Raw genomic sequence first — 16,470 nt, forward strand, 5'->3', positions numbered from 1 at the left:
AATAAACCATTCTCCTGCTGTCCGCTGTATCTCTACACTACGTTACGAGGATGCCGCTAACATCAGGGCTAGTAATTACGAGTAATTTTCACAATAATTTTTCCATCGAGACTAGTACACGCCACCGCACGAAAACTCTTGTGTAGAACGCCATCGTTACGTATAAAAAACGCTAGCAACTGCTTCATGCTTAAAATAGTAACTGCTTAAATAAAAACACTATTACACTAAAAAAATAGCAGACAATTATATTAAATTAATCTTAATTAGTCTTTGCTGCATTTTCTTATTCCTATTTTTGAGATAATACAAGTAAAAAGATCGACAGTTCATACTGGAGAAAAAAAAGAAGATAATAACCTAAATTAGTACAAAAGATGAAAAATTTTGAAAATAAAAAAGTTGTAATAACAGGCGGCGGAAGCGGAATTGGAGAAAAAATTGTAGCCGAATTATATCAGGAAGGTGTTAAAGATTTTGCCGTAATAGGTAGAAGCAAGGAAAAGTTAGAAGCTCTAAAAAAAGAATTTCCTAAAGCCGAATTTGAACTTTATAGTGGCGATCTCGCTAAGGTCGAAGACATTAAAGAGTTTGCTGCAATTGTTGAAAAGAAATGGGGAACAGTAGACATTTTGATTAACAACGCAGGTGTGGTCAGTGCGGGATCAATTAGCAGCATTTCTGATGATGATATCATTGCGCAAACGAATATCAACGTAATCGGATTAATTTTAATGACTAAGCACATGCTTCCTTTATTGAAAAAAAGTAAAGAAGCAGCACTGATAAATGTCTCTTCTGGTTTAGCATTAATTAGCATGCCTTTTTACGCTCCCTATGCAGCGACTAAAGCGGCTGTAAAAGCATTTTCTGAATCGATTAGAAGAGAGTTAAAAGATTTCCCTATACAAGTAACTACCCTATACCCTACTGCAACTGACACACCAATGATGAAAAATTCAAATTCAGGGGGCTTACATTCTCCTGAAATGGTTGCTAAAAAATTAATTGAAGGTATAAAAAATAACGAAATCGATGTGATTTTAAGTGACTTAGATAATGTAAAATTGAATCGTGATAATCCTCTCGAATTTGATAAAAAAGCGGCAGCTATGTTTGATGCATTTAAGAAAAGAACAGAGAAACACAGGTCAATGTAAAAATTCCTATTCCTTTTATCCAGAAATGGAAATAAGAATTATTCGAACTTAGAAGAAATTTTTCTAATACGTTTAATCCTTATTTCCATTTTTTTTGTTCTATTTAATATTCAGTTGTTTTTTTATCATAGAATGCAGTAGCGGATATTAAAACACACTTACTTTTAAATTTAGCGGACTTTGTAAATCAGCACCAACTTTGGGTTTGGCACTTAAACCTTATTATTTTTATACATTGTTGGCGGTAGTTTTTATTCTCTAACAATGATGTATTTTCTCAAATCTGAACTGAGAATATCGTATAATTCCTTTTTGTTTTTTTTGTCAGTTTTTAAAAAAACAAAACCAAAAAGAGGATATGTGTTAATATCTAAGGCTCTTATCAAAATAGGGTTTTCAAAATCATCAGCAAGTGCTTTATAATCAAGTCTTGCAATATCAGCAGGCTTAATACCTGAATTATTATCTAAAACGATTAAGCTAAATATTTTGTCTTCTTTGCCTTCGTATATAGTATCCCAATTTGGACAAGTGTTTTCAAAATAGTATTTATAGGAATTAAGCCCCAATGTAATTCCCGATAAATCACCAGTAGTACACCATCCTCCAAAACGAAGTGGGTTGATTTCAATAGGAATTATTTTGCCGTTCTCATCAATCCTTACTTCTGCATGAGCCGGAAAATTCTTTAAATCAAGTTTATTGCCAATTGTGCTTAAAAACTGTTCCAATTCATATTTATATTGATTGATAATTGCTTTACAAGTAGAATATACTCTGTCGCTTGTATCTGTTCCCGATGAAAAAACGTGGTGTAAAATATTTAATATAACCACCTCACCCTTATCATTATGATAATAATCTATAGCGTATTCTTCTCCTTGAATAAAATCCTCAATAATAAAGTGGGAAGTATCAAGTACATTTATTGGAAAAATGCTTTTAAGATTGTCCGGCGTTATTTTCTCTTTTGCCTTAATCCAGTCATTTTCATCATTTATAATATAGACACCAATACTTAAAAACCCGATGGATGGTTTTATGACAAATGGAAATGACAATTCCTCGGTAGCAATATTCTGAATATTTTCTAACTTGATTTTTTGGAATTTAAATTCTGGAAATATGGATTTAATTTGCTCTCTGAATTTTACCTTGTCTTTGAGGATATTGATTTGTTGTGACAATTCACTTTCCCAAAAGTGTTTATCTATCCAACTGAGAACATTTTCTGAATTGGAATATATCCGCTGAGAAGGGTTGTTTTTTATAGTTGCTATAGCCTCTTCTTCGCTAATCCAATTTAAGGAAGCGTCAGCCACTAATTCTTTAGCCACTTTTGTTGCAACAACTTGATAGTGATTTTCTTTTATCGTATCTATAAGAAAATCTGAAATATATGGTTTATCTATTAGGTACATTTTTAATTTCTATATAGGATTTATCTAAATTATCGCCAATGTTCCCGCGCCTGTAGCCGTTTGCGACTTACGAAGACGAGTATTTTCGACTAAACGAAAATACGATAAAAAACGGTATTTCCCCCGCTCGTGAACACAAACAAATGCAACATCTTACTCATTGATTAAATTAACCGTGATATTACAATTTAGCTCTCCAGTTTTAAAATATCTATATATTATGGCCGATAGGTATTGTATCTACTTTATTGGCACGAGCGGGACGCTCGCGCTCAATGTCATTAAGTCAAGGGTTTTTCAAAAGCTATCTTTTTGATTTTTAGATATATTAGGTTTTATCCCCGATCGCGCGGATATGTCTCTACGTAAGATAGCGCGGATTTGCAATCCGTGCCCGCACAGTAAAGCAACAATCTAAAACAAATCCAACACTACAACATCCAAATCATTTCCTAAGCCTGAATAATTTCTTGCAGAACTAAAATAATAATCCTCGGGCAAGGTGACTACTTTATCTTTTATAGGATTATTGTGTATATAATCAACCTTTTGTTTTATGAACCAATTGGTTTCTATTATTTCAGCGTGATATCCGTCTTGCCATACTTTATAACGTTGATCTCTTTTAAGATGCGCACACGCTTTTTCAAAATAAGCCAAAAGCCATTCCCTGCGACTCTCTGGTTCTTCCATTATAGTCTGAATAATTTTCTTGGAGGTATATTTTTTAAAATCACGCATGATATCCGATAAAATAAAACCATTTGTGGCTTTGCACATTAAATGTATATGACTGTGCATAATGCAATACGCATATATTTCAAGTCCTTTTTTCTCTTGGCAATATTGCAAACCATTAACAATATTGTACTTTTGGTTGAGTCGCGTAAATATATCAACCCAACCTACAGTTGTTATAGTTATAAAATATGCCTGATCTGTTGTTGTTGCTTTGTATTTTGTTGACATTTTTTTATTTAAAAATACAATAAAAGCTACAAATAAAACAATCACATAGCTTTAATTTATTTCTTTTCGTGTAGATTTGCTTTGTGGGCACGGATTGCAAATCCGCGCTATCGCACATAAGAGACTTTTTTACATATCCGAGCGATCGGGGTGAACTTAGCTATTAAAAAGATCAACCATTATATGAAATAATTTCACCTCTTTACCTTTTCTTTCATGAATTGCAACTCCAATTTTTATATCGGAAAACTGATAACTTAAATTTTCTTTAAAAGATTTAAATTTATATAGATATGAATGTTCTGAAATAAATTCTATATATCTCACCCAAAATGAATCGAAATTTTTCGAATTTGAATAAACAATTATGAAATTATTTTCAAGACCTGTAGTATCATATTTAAATAACTTATCTAAATGATATATTATATAATCTTTTTTTAAAGAATCCAAATTTAAAGCTTCGATTATTGTATATGGTAAACCTTTAGAATCTAAAATAAAGAGATCAAGTTCCCCAGCAGATTTTCCAGCAGCAGAAAAACTCCATCTTGATTGATCTTTAACAATATAATCTGCTGATTCAAGTAAATGAGTAATATAGGTGTTTCTATCATCTTCTGAATACCCCCCCCTATAGATTCTATTCCCCTGAAGCTTTGAGCAAGCTCCTATTAATTTATCAGTAAACTCTATAATTGAAGGAGATTTGAGGTCTTCAAAAGCAGCTAAATAATCAAATGGATTTGATGTGTCTATTTTTGAAATACTTTCTTCAATAATTAATAGACTTCTATTTGGGAAAATCTTAGTTAATGTATTTTTGACAAGATTAGATTCTACTACTTTTTTATTCTTTTGGTCTACAACTAATTCTCTAATATCATTAAGAAAACTAAATTCAGGATTTGTTGAATCTATTTCTATTAACCTTGAATCAATTTTTGATAATTGTGCTTGAAAGTTCAATGTAAAATAGGGCTCTATGAACCGACTTTTAACCATACCTTTAAATTCATATGAAATAACACTTTTGTTAAGACGCTCTTTTATTAACTGGTTTGTTAATTCTGCATATTGACAATAAAGTTCAGACAGACTGTCTCTAAAATTCAACCAATTATTTGGTGTTTCTAATTGAATTATATTCAAAGAATTCAGCACTCTATAAAAACCTATGTGAAATGTATTTACATTGTAATGGAAAGAAAATGATTCTTTTTTAAACAGCAAAATAGCTAACGTCTTTAAATTTGACGCTAAAATATTGCGCGATCCTTCTATTAAATCTATAATTATTAATATGGAAATATTATAAAATTGAGAGTCAACACGATTTTCAATAATTCGATTTGAACTCGTAAAAAACTCACTACTTTTCTCAAAAAAAGCTAAAATCTTTACTTTTTCAGTTGAAGAAAACCCTTTTTGCATATTAATTAATCCAAGATTGAAATAGGATTCCGCTATTAGTTCAGCTTCCTCTTCTTTCAATGAATTTTCATAAATATTTTCAATCTCAATTTCTTCTTCATTATAAAATAAATAAAGATCCTTTAGTCTTTGCGATTTTAAAAATAAATCACAATTATCATCCCATTCATCTATTAATAAGGTTAAGGTTTGCCTTATTTTTATGCGACCTAGTAACGTATAATTAATATATGTTTGAAGAGCATTTTTTCTAATGTTATTGTTCTCTTCGTTATCAAGAATAATTTCTTTCAAAAAGGTATTTAAACTTGTGCCTTCCAAAGACTCTAAAGTACTATTTTGATTTCTTTCAAAAAAATCAAATTTTTCTGAGAGTTTCAGTTTTTTAAATAATGATATATAATTTGAAGCTAACATTAAAAAACAAATTCATCTAGACGGGTGATGTACTGTTTTTTCACGACATCTTTTAGACCTCTTTCTGCAGTTCCAATCAGTATTTGTAGTTCGTCTCCATATCTTTCCTCTATGCTTTTTAAAACACTTGACAAACCGTTCAAAAAATTAGCGTCAGCTTCCTCTTTACTCGGACTATCGATAATTAAAAATCTCGTATGTCGTCCAAAATTCTTTTCAATATCTAATTGAATTAAACTTAAGTAAAAAGCAATTTTCGCTCTCAATTGCTCACCTTCAGCGATATTATTAAAACTTATAAAATCTCCGTCTTGTTTATATTGAATCTCAAATTTTTCTGAGATTTTTATTTCTGTAATAGATTTAAGCCCAAAATCATTTATTTCACTTAACATTAATTCTGATAAGCGTTTAAGGATATTTTCACCAATTTTATACCTCAATGAATTTAATTTAATAATAGCTGTGTCCAAAAGCTTAATTTGTTTGTCGAAATCAATAGACAATTTAGGTTTTTGGGTTGATTTATCAAGTTCAGATATCTTATATTCTATAATAGCTTTCTCTTTAATAATATTTTCTCTTTTTAAGTTATCTGGCGTAATTTTCCCTTTTTCAATATTAATCAATTTCTCGATTTTTCTTAAATCTTCATTAAGTAGAATTGTGTCTTTTAGCTCTATTCTTTTAGCTTCTAAATTTACAATTTTCTTGTTTTCTTCATCATATTTTAGATTTATAACCTTAATATCTTCAATCAAAATATTAGATTCTTCGATAAATTTCAGTTTCAAACTTTTTAATCTATCAATTTTATCATTATATACTTCTTTGTCAATTTCAGATTCTTCTACACCTTCATTACAAAGAGTGCATTTATGTTCTTCCGTTTGAGTTCTTTTTTTATGCTCGCTAACAGTATGATTACAACTAGGACAATGCTTAATATCAAGATTCGAAAAAAATATTCCAATATCAAGATATTCTTCGATACTTATAATTTGTTTATTGATCTTTTCAATTTCTTTTTTAATCCTATTCAATTCAACCTCATTTGACGAACGTTTGGAACCTAAAGAATTAAACAACTTTCTTAAAAGGTGATTATTGTTTTCATAGTCTAAGGAGATCTTGTTTGTTAGTTCAATTTCCTTTAGAATAATATTGTAATCAGAGTAAAGTTTATTAATACTTATAGGTTTCTCATCTTTTAGTGTTTCTAGTTGCTTGTTTAAAATATCAAGATCTAATTCCAAGTTTTGTTTATCAATAGAAATTTGCTTAATATCCATTTTAGAAAAAAGATTTTGTTTTCCTTTTTTATCATTAAGCATATCTTTTTTTAATCCCAATCTATTTATTGGATAAGTAAGCTCTAAACCCATTAACATTTCAAAAACTTTTTTTTCCTGCCCTCCAAAAATCAAACTAGCAGAATCCTTCGATTCAAGAAAAATCGATTTAAAATATGTACTCCAACTTGCACTGGATTCTAATAGTTCATTACTGTCTTTCGAAGAACTTTTTTGAGTCCATTTTAATGAGTAATACGAAAATTGTTTAAAAAAGAAATCTTGAATTTTTTCTTGGTACTCAGTTTCACTTTTAGCTTGGATAATAATTTGATCTTTATGATCTTCGATTTCGTTAGGTTTTTTAAATGTACCATTTAAAAGAAAAGCATTAAGTCTCCCTTCTGTATTTAAGTATATTGTGTAATGTTTATTCCCTATTTTAAAATTTATAATTATATGTTTTATCCATTTTTTAATATTAGGCTTTAAAGAATTATTACCAGTTAAAGCATATTTTATAACTTTTAAAACACTCGATTTACCCTTTAAGTTATCAGCTATCCAAATATTTATACCTGATTGTATTTCTTGCTCAAAATTTATTTGATTTCCTGAATAGCTTTGTTTTTCTGTAGTTGATTTTTCACCATTAAAACTAATATAAGTTAATGACAGGTTTTTACCCGTTGATAAAGGAGTATCTTTGTTGTATGCCTCTTTTATTTCTAAAAGGGATTCAACCTCTTCAAACGTTAATGAGTTACTGAATTCTATATAAAGCTCTTTTGTGAATTTTGTTAGATCAAATGTCATAATTGTTCGTTATAAAGTTTTTTAAAGTCATCAACCACCATATTTTTAATACTGCCGATATAGTTTTTATACGTAGTATCTCTGTATTCTTCTATTTGATATTGGGAAACTTTTAGTTGAGTACCAGATAAGTTTCCAAAATATTTTTTTATTAATTCACATCTAGAAATATACCATTGCAAAGAAGAAAAATTTGAAATTTCATTTTTTATCTTTGCAATGGCAGTCTCAGTAATAAAATATTGTTTTTCTATCGTTTTTAAATCAGAACTTTTTTTACTAGAAAAATCTATAAAGTCAATACTTTTTAAAAAACCAATAACATCATCTATATCTTCATATGCCCCAAAAAAAAATCTTTCCATTTCAAGACGTCTAATTACTGGTTCGTCTTTATCAAATATTTCTTTTATAATTTGTTTGATTTCTGGCTTTTTAGAATCATCTTTGATAGCAATGTTTAATAATTCGTACGCGAAGTAGTCAGGGTTTCTTAATAAAAAATCTATTTTTTGAATTCTAACTTCACTTTTAAAGATTTTTTTTCGAGAAGGGTAATCTGAATCAGAGTAACTTTCAGAAAAATAATAAAGAATTAAAAATATTCTAATTTTATCTTTATGACTTCTAATTTTATCTTGTTCATTCATAATTTGTGTTCTTTTAAATAAACGTTCAGTAACTATAAATTACTTCAAACCAAATATACCATATAATATCCGAAAAATCTGATAAATTAATTAATTTTCAAAGATATGTCCATCTCATTTCTAATCTTTACGGAAAACCGCATTCACCCTAATTAAACCACACATCCCCTAGCCCCGGTAGCAGTGAAAACCCCATGCAGGTTGAAAACCACTTTTACTGGCGGCGGCAGAGCTTCTAAAACCAGGCGAATATTTTATTACGATAAATAATAAATCCTAATTCCTCTTTGGCTTCAAAACTTCTAATAATCTAAAGTTGAGATACAACTTTTCTTTACCTACCTGTTCGCTTTTTAAGAAGCCTTGATTTTCTAATTCCTTGAGGTAATTCCCCACTGTTTTTAGATTTCCTAAACCTGCTTTTTCTAATTGGTTTCTTTTAGTGTAGGGCAATCTAAAAAGTTCTTCCATTAAGTCTTTTGAATATATTTTTGGTGATTTTTGCTGTATTTCTATCGCCATTGTATTCATTAATTCCTCAATTTCTGTAATTTGAGCTCTTGCAGTTAAAGCCGTTTGCTCTACCATATCGAGCATATACAAAATCCAATCTTGCCAATTGCCTTCTTCAGTTACTTTCCTTAAATTAGCGTAATAGTTGTCTTTATGTTGTATGATATAATTACTAAGGTATAAGGCTGGTAAGTCCAGTAAACCAGTGATTTTAAGGTATAATAAAAGTATAATTCTTCCTGTACGTCCATTACCATCAAAGAATGGATGAATGGCTTCGAACTGGTAATGAATAATTGCCATTTTTATTAACGGGTCCAAGTTATCATCTGCATGAATGAAGTCTTCTAAATTTTTTAGCTTTTCTCTTATTACATTTCCCCCCTCAGGCGGAGTATACACTACGGTATTTGTTACAGGATTTTTTAATTGTGTACCAGGTACATTACGAATACTAGACTGGTTTTCTTTTATTATTTGAACTAATGATACAAATAGATTTGTGGTTAAAATAGGCCGCTTTTCAATTTGTTCTACTCCATACCATAAAGCATCTTTATAATGCAGTACTTCTTTTGTGGCTAGATTATCATTCTTTTTTTCTGCTATTGAAGCTCTGAATAATTCATCTTGTGTAGTAATGATGTTTTCAATCGCAGAACTTGCTTGTGCTTCTTGTAAATTGATAGTATCAATAAAAAGCGTTGGATTTGGTAAGTTGGTTATAGCGCCTTTTAATTCTGATAAAGCTCTACTGGCACTAATTGTCTTTTTTAATAGGATCGTATTCTCTATTTCCCCTAGTGGCGGTAATAGTGGTAAATTATTATAGGGTATTTCTGGATTATATATTGATTTATTGCTCATAATATTACTTTTTAACAAGGGCGCTACTTACCTCTGTATTCAACACGAGTGTAAATATAACGATTATTTACACTCGTTTGGCTATTTAGGGTAAATTTCACCCTCGTTTGATTTCCGTGTTTATTATAATTTGTTGAAAATAGCAACAATAAACTTTACGAGAAACCACATTTACACTAAATAAACCATATATACCCTAGCCCCGGGCGCAGTGAAAACCCCATGGAGGTAGAAAACCACTTTTACTGGCAGTGGCAGAGCGACAATCCTCACCCCCAGCCCCTCTCCGAAGGAGAAGGTAACCAAAAGCTCCTGCCAGCATCTAGAAAAAGGGTTTGAAACCAAATGGGTTGCAACGGATGACGGGATTAGCTCCTGAAAAATTGAGTAATGAATCAGGAAAGACGGATAGCGTTTACATTACTAAAAAAGAAATGGAGAACTGTCTATACTGGTAAATATTAAAAAAGGAAAAGCCCAAAATCTATTTCCAGACTTTGGGCTTTTATATTTGAATAAAAAAATGTTATTCGATGGGCAGAATAATAGTGGATGTAATTTGTTCCAAAACCTGGAAAGCGGTTTCGGCCATCTTGTTTCCTTTGGTGTCCAGCAGCGGGTTGACTTCCACCACTTCAAAACAAACCACCTTTCTGGATTTGATAATCTGGTTGATGATGTCGATTACCTCGTACTGGTCAAACCCTTTGGGTACCGGCGTTCCGGTTCCGTAAGAAATCATGTCGCAATCCATGGAATCCACATCAAAGGATATGTAAATCATATCGCAGGAAAGTTTCGCCAGCGCTTCACTAACGCAGGTTTTAAGCCCTCTGTAACGAACCTCCTCAACCTTATAATTGCAGATACCTAATTTTTCCATTAGCTCTAATTCGGGTTCTTCGGCATCACGAACCCCAAAGTAAATCAGATTTTCAGGAAGTATTTTAGCACCGGGACAACCGATATTTTTCATGTCCTCCCAATGCTGTGCCGTTTCAGGGGTAATTTCATTAATTTTGCAATCCAGATTATCCTCTCCAAGAGCTGCCGCCAATGGCATACCGTGAATGTTGCCCGAAGGTGAGGTATAAGGTGAATGCAGATCAGCATGCGCGTCAATCCAGATCACGCCTAATGTTTTAGTGGGGTAAACCGCTTTGATTCCGCTAATCGTTCCCAATGCCGAGGAGTGATCTCCCGACAATACTATTGGAAAATAATCACCTTCCAGATTGTGTTTTACCGCATAGGAAACCCGGGTGCATTGCTCTAGAACATGTTCGATTCTTTTGGCAAAGGTATTTCTGTTTTTATTGTATACCGATTCGTTATGCGTTTTTACATCTTCAAATTTAAATTGATTGAAATAATCACTGTTTTGATTGATGGCCGCAATTTCGATGGCGTCAATTCCCATATCGGAACCTCTTGTCCCAGCTCCGATATCGGATCGGTTTTTAATTAATTTTATAAATCGTTCCATAACAATTGGTGTTATTTGAAATCGTTTAATGCTTTTTCAATAATCACAAGACAGTCTTGGATTTGCGCTTCAGTTATCACTAAAGGCGGAGCGAAACGTATTTTATTTCCATGTGTTGGTTTTGCCAGCAATCCGTAGTCTCTAAATCTTAAGCAAATTTGCCAAGCTAAATCAGACTCTTCATCACAATCGATTACGATTGCGTTCAGCAGACCTTTCCCTCTTACCAGACTGATCAGTGAGTTTCTCGAAGCGATCTCATTCAGTCCTTTTCTTAAAATAATTCCCAAACGTTCTGCATTTGCTGATAAGTTCTCATCGCGAACTACCTCAAGTGCCGCAACTGCAACCGCAGCCGCAACTGGATTTCCACCAAAAGTAGAACCGTGTTGACCCGGCTTGATTACGTTCATAATAGCATCATTAGCCAGTACCGCAGAAACGGGATATACACCTCCTGAAATTGCTTTGCCTAAGATAAGGATATCTGGCTTCACTTCTGGTTTATTTTCACATCCTTTTTCACAAGAACAATTTCCACAAGTGGCTAATAATCTTCCTGTACGTGCAATTCCTGTTTGAACTTCATCTGCAATAAACAATACATTATGAGCTGCACAAAGTGCTTTGGCTTTTGCCAAATAACCTTCGGTAGGAACATAAACACCTGCTTCTCCTTGAATAGGTTCTACTAAGAAACCAGCTATATTTGAACTTGATTTTAAAGCTGCTTCTAAGGCATCAATATCATCATAAGGAATTTTTATAAAACCTTCTGTGAAGGGACCAAAGTTTTTACGTGCATTTTCGTCATTTGAAAACGAAATGATAGTTGTCGTTCTTCCGTGGAAATTGTTTTCACAAACAATAATTTGTGCTTGATTTTCAGGAATTCCTTTTACTTCATAAGACCATTTTCTACAAATTTTCAAAGCCGTTTCTACCGCTTCGGCACCTGTATTCATTGGTAATACTTTGTCAAAATCAAAATATTTAGTCACATATTCCTCAAAAACACCCAACTGATCATTATGAAACGCACGAGAAGTCAATGTTAATGTTTGTGCTTGTTTTACCATTGCCCCAACAATTTTTGGATGACAATGTCCTTGATTTACTGCTGAATACGCCGAAAGGAAATCATAATATTTTTTACCATCTACATCCCATACAAAAACTCCTTCTCCTTTTTCAAGAACTACCGGTAAGGGATGATAATTATGGGCTCCATATTTATTTTCTTTTTCGATTAACGCTTCTGCCTTTGAAGAGAGTGTTTGATGTTTTTGTTCCATGATATGTTTTATTTTTATGATTCTGAAATACAAAACTACAAATATTTTTGTCTTTCGCAATGAAAATCGACGTTTTTGACTTATTAACTACTATGTAAAGTTAATTTTACTAAAAAATACGTTTTTAAAAGTCATTTTACATAAATTAAATCTGTATTTCTAACGAAAAAAGGAAAAAAAACAATTACTTTTATACTTACTAAAGTTACGCATTTAAATTTAAAAAAAAATTTCATGGATATATTAGATGAATTTGACATTAACATCATAAAAGAATTAGAAAAAGATGGTCGTATGGCCTACTCGGCAATTGCTACTACTTTAAAAATATCAAACACCATGGTGCACCAGCGCATCAATAGATTGATGGAGCACGGAATTATTACTGGTATAAAACCCATTATCAACGAAAAAAAAATTGGCTATGACTGGGGTGCATTTACAGGAATTACCTTAAATAAAGACGAGGATTCCAGCAGAGTCATTGATGAGTTGAAAAAAATCCCTGAGGTAACAGAATGCTATTTTATCACAGGCTCTTTTACCTTATATATAAAAATGATAGCAAGAGACCATGAACACATGAGAAAGTTGCTGTATGAAAAAATTGATACCATTCAAGGAATTGCCAAAACAGATTCCATGATTGAATTGGGGTGCGCCTTTAAAAGAAACATTAGCCTTTAAAGTTACAGCCAGCCTTTGTGGCTAATTAAAGACCAGCCTTTTTTTACCACATAGAAAATCATAGAAATAGCAATTCTAATTAAAAGAAATAATATAAAATGGTACTATTTTTTTTAAATAGTTTAGCCTTGTAAAAAGTAAAAGATTGATCATAATTTATTTAAAACCTTTACCCCTAAGCTCCTATCCACTAATAGAAGTTGCAATCAATAGTAAAATACTTTATTCTGTTGCTAAACAATTATTAAAAAAACTGTAAATTAGTAGGACTAATAATATTTCACTATTTAATTTCGGATATTTGTACATACAAATTTATAGAATTATGAAAAATATAAAATACTTTATTCTGGGGCTCCTTATCTATTCAAACACCTCTTTCGCACAGTTAAAAGCGACAACTTACAAAGACGGAAATCAGGTTTTAAATGGTTTCAAAATTACGCCAGCAAAGAAAAGCAGTCAAAAACCCGGTATCCTTATCCTTCCCGCCTGGAGAGGAGTTGATAAAGCATCTAAAGATATAGCTGCTGATTTAGCAAGCTTAGGCTACTACGCTTTTATTGCCGATATTTATGGAGCGGGTAATTATCCAAAAGATAATGCAGAAGCGGGTCAAAAGTCTGGTTACTATAAAACGAACTACAAGGAATATCAAAAACGAATTTCATTAGCATTAGATCAATTGATTAAGGCTGGAGCCAATCCTGACAATATTGTAGTTATCGGATATTGTTTTGGTGGTACAGGTGCGCTTGAAGCCGCTCGTGCACATCTAAATGTAAAAGGCGTGGTTTCCTTTCATGGTGGTTTAGCAAGAGACGCAGCAAGAACTATTGAACCTATCACAGTTCCTGTTTTAGTATGTCATGGTGCTGATGACCCGTACGAATCAAAAGAAGAAATTACCGCTTTCCAACAAGAAATGCGTGATACAAAAGCCGATTGGCAAATGATTTATTATGCCAATGCGGTACATGGATTTACCAATCCTGAATACGGGGATGACAATTCTAAAGGAGCTGCATACAATGAGAAAGCGGCCAAACGCTCTTTTGAACATTTAAAACTTTTCCTGCATGAAGTTCTGAAAAAATAACTAGGGTTCATAACCCCAAAATTTCTTTATTATGAGTAAAAATCCTCAAAGAAAAGATAAGACTTGCTTAAATTGCAGATATGTTGTACAAAACAGATTCTGCTCTAACTGCGGACAGGAAAACATAGACATCAGAAAAACTTTCCATCAGCTTTTTATCCATTTCTTTGAGGATTTAACCCATTACGAAAATGCGTTCTGGAAAACTATCAAAAACCTTATTCTCAAACCGGCAACCCTTACAAAGGAATACCTGTCCGGTAAAAGGTTATCCTACCTGGCACCGATACGCCTTTATATTTTTATCAGTTTCATTACGTTTTTCTTGATTGGTGTCTTTCCAGATAAAAAAATCGAACTCTCCTCTGACACAAACACAGAACAAACGACCGATTTAAAAATAAATAAACTTATACATCCGGGTGAACTAGCAAAAGACAATTTAGACTCCATTCAGAAAACAATCAATAAATCGGTTGAACTAAACGACCAAGCCGAAAAACCATTTAATTTCGGGATTAAAACAGTTAGAGAATTAGACTCCATTCAAGAATTTGGGAAAGTAGAAGACAAATACAGCAGTTTTGAATATTCAGTTATTAAAAAGGTCTTAACAGTGACCGAAAATAATACCGTAGATGAAATTGTCGAAAAATTCAAAGCCTCTTTTCTTCATGATTTTCCAAAAGTCCTATTTATTTATCTGCCTATTTTCGCTTTTTTTCTATGGCTTTTCCATAACAAAAAAAGGTGGTACTATTTTGACCACGGTATATTTACCCTTCATTATTTTTCGTTCTTGCTAGTACTTATTTTAATCCTGTTTCTCACCGATAAAATCTTTTTGTTATTTGAAGAATCCAATACTGCAAATTTCATAAGCGGATTAATCAATTTTGCAGGCTTTGGCTGGATGATCTATTATTTTTTCCCGGCACATCATCGTTTTTATGGCGAATCAAGATTCATGTCCTTCGTAAAAACCATATTTCTTTTTTTTATAAACTTCATTATAATAATTTTATTACTTTTATTGTTTTCCTTTTACACTTTTATAAATCTTCACTAAACCATAAATGAAAAAACTCCTTTCCCTATTTGTACTAGCCACTATACTGTCATGCAGTAGTACAAAAGTTACTGATTCAGCAGACAATTCTGATCCTACAAAATATATGAATACCATCACTGCAAATGAACTAAAAACACATCTTTACATTGTGGCAGCAGACGGAATGGAAGGTCGAGAAACTGGTTCTGCTGGCCAAAAAAGAGCCGGAACTTACCTTATCAATCAATATAAAAAAAACAAGATTTCTTTTCCAAAAGCCGCTAATGGCTTTTACCAAAAAGTTCCAGCTGCATTTTTGAACGCCAAACGAAATGAAAATCTACCTGACTCTGAGAATATATGGGCCTTTATAGAGGGTTCAGAGAAGCCAAACGAAATCTTGGTTATATCTGCACATTACGATCATGTAGGAGTTAAAAATGGGGATATCTACAATGGCGCTGATGATGACGGTTCAGGAACAGTTGCATTACTGGAAATCGCCCAAGCATTTCAACAGGCTAAAAAAGACGGTCACGGTCCTAAACGTTCTATTCTATTTTTACATGTAACAGGCGAAGAGCATGGTTTATTAGGTTCTAGTTATTATTCAGCGAACCCTCTATATCCAATGGAAAATACCATTACCGATATCAATATCGATATGATAGGCCGTCGCGATGTTGCACATGCTGACACAAACAACTACGTGTACGTTATCGGCGCAAACCGACTATCAACTGATTTAGACAACATCACCAGTGCTGCGAATAAAAAGTACGTTCAAATGGACCTAGACTATAAATACAATGATCCCGCTGATCCAAATCATTTTTACGAGCGTTCAGATCATTATAACTTCGCAAAGCACGGCGTTCCTTCTGTTTTTTTATTTAATGGTGTCCATGCTGATTACCATAGAAAAACAGATACACCTGACAAAATCGAATTCGATGCCTTGACAAAGAGAGCGCAACTAGCTTTTACTATGGCATGGGAATTAGCTAATAGAGAAAACAGACCTGTTGTAGATAAACCATAGATTTAGAATTTGAACACCTCCTCGCTTCCATTATCGTTACAGCGAGACTTGGTTTCGCGATAGGAATTGAGACCTTAGAATCTCCCAAAAAAATCGAAAGGATTTTTACTGTTGTCCTTGATACAAAATAAAAAAGAGCTTTGAAGTAATTTCAAAGCTCTTTTTTTATACTTCACTTTATTCCACAAAAAAAGGGATCAATCTCAAAAGTTGGGGAGGAATTAAATATTCCCGAGATTTACAGAAAAAAATAAGACTTGGAAAATTATAT

General features: G+C 32.4%; 13 protein-coding genes. 5 read left to right on the forward strand and 8 right to left on the reverse strand.

Going from position 1 to position 16,470, the window contains the following annotated elements:
• The first annotated feature begins 377 nt into the window (after positions 1–377).
• The gene (locus QO200_RS05415) at positions 378–1,160 is read left to right on the forward strand and encodes an SDR family NAD(P)-dependent oxidoreductase (protein WP_371537346.1); all 783 of its coding nucleotides are present in this window, start codon (positions 378–380) and stop codon (positions 1,158–1,160) included.
• Positions 1,161–1,411: 251 nt separating this feature from the next.
• Here QO200_RS05415 and QO200_RS05420 read toward each other — a convergent pair whose 3' ends face one another.
• The 8 genes from QO200_RS05420 to rocD form a co-directional block, all read right to left on the reverse strand.
• Entirely contained in the window at positions 1,412–2,581 is a 1,170-nt protein-coding gene (locus tag QO200_RS05420) for an ATP-grasp domain-containing protein (protein WP_371537349.1), read from the reverse strand.
• Positions 2,582–2,995: 414 nt separating this feature from the next.
• Positions 2,996–3,550: a transposase gene (locus QO200_RS05425; protein WP_371537351.1), complete on the reverse strand. Its 555-nt coding sequence runs from the start codon at positions 3,548–3,550 to the stop codon at positions 2,996–2,998.
• A 156-nt stretch (positions 3,551–3,706) separates the two neighbouring features.
• Positions 3,707–5,401, reverse strand: coding sequence for a hypothetical protein (locus tag QO200_RS05430; RefSeq protein WP_371537353.1), 1,695 nt, complete (start codon positions 5,399–5,401; stop codon positions 3,707–3,709).
• The gene (locus QO200_RS05435) at positions 5,401–7,509 is read right to left on the reverse strand and encodes a hypothetical protein (RefSeq protein ID WP_371537354.1); all 2,109 of its coding nucleotides are present in this window, start codon (positions 7,507–7,509) and stop codon (positions 5,401–5,403) included. Before QO200_RS05435 ends, QO200_RS05430 begins: the two co-directional genes overlap by 1 nt.
• Positions 7,506–8,159 (reverse strand): hypothetical protein, encoded by a 654-nt coding sequence (locus QO200_RS05440; RefSeq protein WP_371537356.1) that lies wholly within the window; start codon positions 8,157–8,159, stop codon positions 7,506–7,508. The genes QO200_RS05435 and QO200_RS05440 overlap by 4 nt, the downstream gene beginning before the upstream one ends.
• A 276-nt stretch (positions 8,160–8,435) precedes the next feature.
• On the reverse strand, positions 8,436–9,539 hold the full coding sequence (locus QO200_RS05445; protein WP_371537359.1) for a Fic family protein: 1,104 nt from the start codon (positions 9,537–9,539) through the stop codon (positions 8,436–8,438).
• A gap of 526 nt (positions 9,540–10,065) precedes the next feature.
• Positions 10,066–11,025 carry an arginase gene (locus QO200_RS05450; RefSeq protein WP_371537362.1) on the reverse strand — a complete coding sequence of 320 codons (960 nt, stop codon included), beginning with the start codon at positions 11,023–11,025 and terminating at the stop codon, positions 10,066–10,068.
• An 11-nt stretch (positions 11,026–11,036) separates the two neighbouring features.
• Positions 11,037–12,320 carry an ornithine--oxo-acid transaminase gene (rocD, locus tag QO200_RS05455; protein ID WP_371537365.1) on the reverse strand — a complete coding sequence of 428 codons (1,284 nt, stop codon included), beginning with the start codon at positions 12,318–12,320 and terminating at the stop codon, positions 11,037–11,039.
• Between the two features lie 234 nt (positions 12,321–12,554).
• On the opposite strand from rocD, the gene QO200_RS05460 reads away from it, so the two are divergent.
• The 4 genes from QO200_RS05460 to QO200_RS05475 all read left to right on the forward strand — a co-directional run bounded on the left by QO200_RS05460 (position 12,555) and on the right by QO200_RS05475 (position 16,199).
• Entirely contained in the window at positions 12,555–13,007 is a 453-nt protein-coding gene (locus tag QO200_RS05460) for an Lrp/AsnC family transcriptional regulator (protein WP_371537367.1), read from the forward strand.
• Between the two features lie 325 nt (positions 13,008–13,332).
• The gene (locus QO200_RS05465) at positions 13,333–14,106 is read left to right on the forward strand and encodes a dienelactone hydrolase family protein (RefSeq protein ID WP_371537369.1); all 774 of its coding nucleotides are present in this window, start codon (positions 13,333–13,335) and stop codon (positions 14,104–14,106) included.
• A 31-nt stretch (positions 14,107–14,137) separates the two neighbouring features.
• Positions 14,138–15,175, forward strand: a complete 1,038-nt coding sequence (locus tag QO200_RS05470) for a DUF3667 domain-containing protein (RefSeq protein WP_371537372.1) — start codon at positions 14,138–14,140, stop codon at positions 15,173–15,175.
• Positions 15,176–15,182: 7 nt separating this feature from the next.
• The gene (locus QO200_RS05475; RefSeq protein ID WP_371537374.1) at positions 15,183–16,199 is read left to right on the forward strand and encodes a M28 family peptidase; all 1,017 of its coding nucleotides are present in this window, start codon (positions 15,183–15,185) and stop codon (positions 16,197–16,199) included.
• The last annotated feature ends 271 nt before the right edge of the window (positions 16,200–16,470 follow it).

Source organism: Flavobacterium sp. Arc3, from assembly GCF_041431375.1.
In the GTDB taxonomy this organism is placed as follows: domain Bacteria; phylum Bacteroidota; class Bacteroidia; order Flavobacteriales; family Flavobacteriaceae; genus Flavobacterium.

Coding starts and splice junctions, on each gene's coding strand:
- QO200_RS05435 (WP_371537354.1), bottom strand. CDS start 7,509: ATGACATTTGATCTAACAAAATTCACAAAAGAGCTTTATATAGAATTC.
- QO200_RS05415 (WP_371537346.1), top strand. CDS start 378: ATGAAAAATTTTGAAAATAAAAAAGTTGTAATAACAGGCGGCGGAAGC.
- QO200_RS05430 (WP_371537353.1), bottom strand. CDS start 5,401: ATGTTAGCTTCAAATTATATATCATTATTTAAAAAACTGAAACTCTCA.
- QO200_RS05460 (WP_371537367.1), top strand. CDS start 12,555: ATGGATATATTAGATGAATTTGACATTAACATCATAAAAGAATTAGAA.
- QO200_RS05445 (WP_371537359.1), bottom strand. CDS start 9,539: ATGAGCAATAAATCAATATATAATCCAGAAATACCCTATAATAATTTA.
- QO200_RS05440 (WP_371537356.1), bottom strand. CDS start 8,159: ATGAATGAACAAGATAAAATTAGAAGTCATAAAGATAAAATTAGAATA.
- QO200_RS05425 (WP_371537351.1), bottom strand. CDS start 3,550: ATGTCAACAAAATACAAAGCAACAACAACAGATCAGGCATATTTTATA.
- QO200_RS05450 (WP_371537362.1), bottom strand. CDS start 11,025: ATGGAACGATTTATAAAATTAATTAAAAACCGATCCGATATCGGAGCT.
- QO200_RS05420 (WP_371537349.1), bottom strand. CDS start 2,581: ATGTACCTAATAGATAAACCATATATTTCAGATTTTCTTATAGATACG.
- QO200_RS05475 (WP_371537374.1), top strand. CDS start 15,183: ATGAAAAAACTCCTTTCCCTATTTGTACTAGCCACTATACTGTCATGC.
- QO200_RS05465 (WP_371537369.1), top strand. CDS start 13,333: ATGAAAAATATAAAATACTTTATTCTGGGGCTCCTTATCTATTCAAAC.
- rocD (WP_371537365.1), bottom strand. CDS start 12,320: ATGGAACAAAAACATCAAACACTCTCTTCAAAGGCAGAAGCGTTAATC.
- QO200_RS05470 (WP_371537372.1), top strand. CDS start 14,138: ATGAGTAAAAATCCTCAAAGAAAAGATAAGACTTGCTTAAATTGCAGA.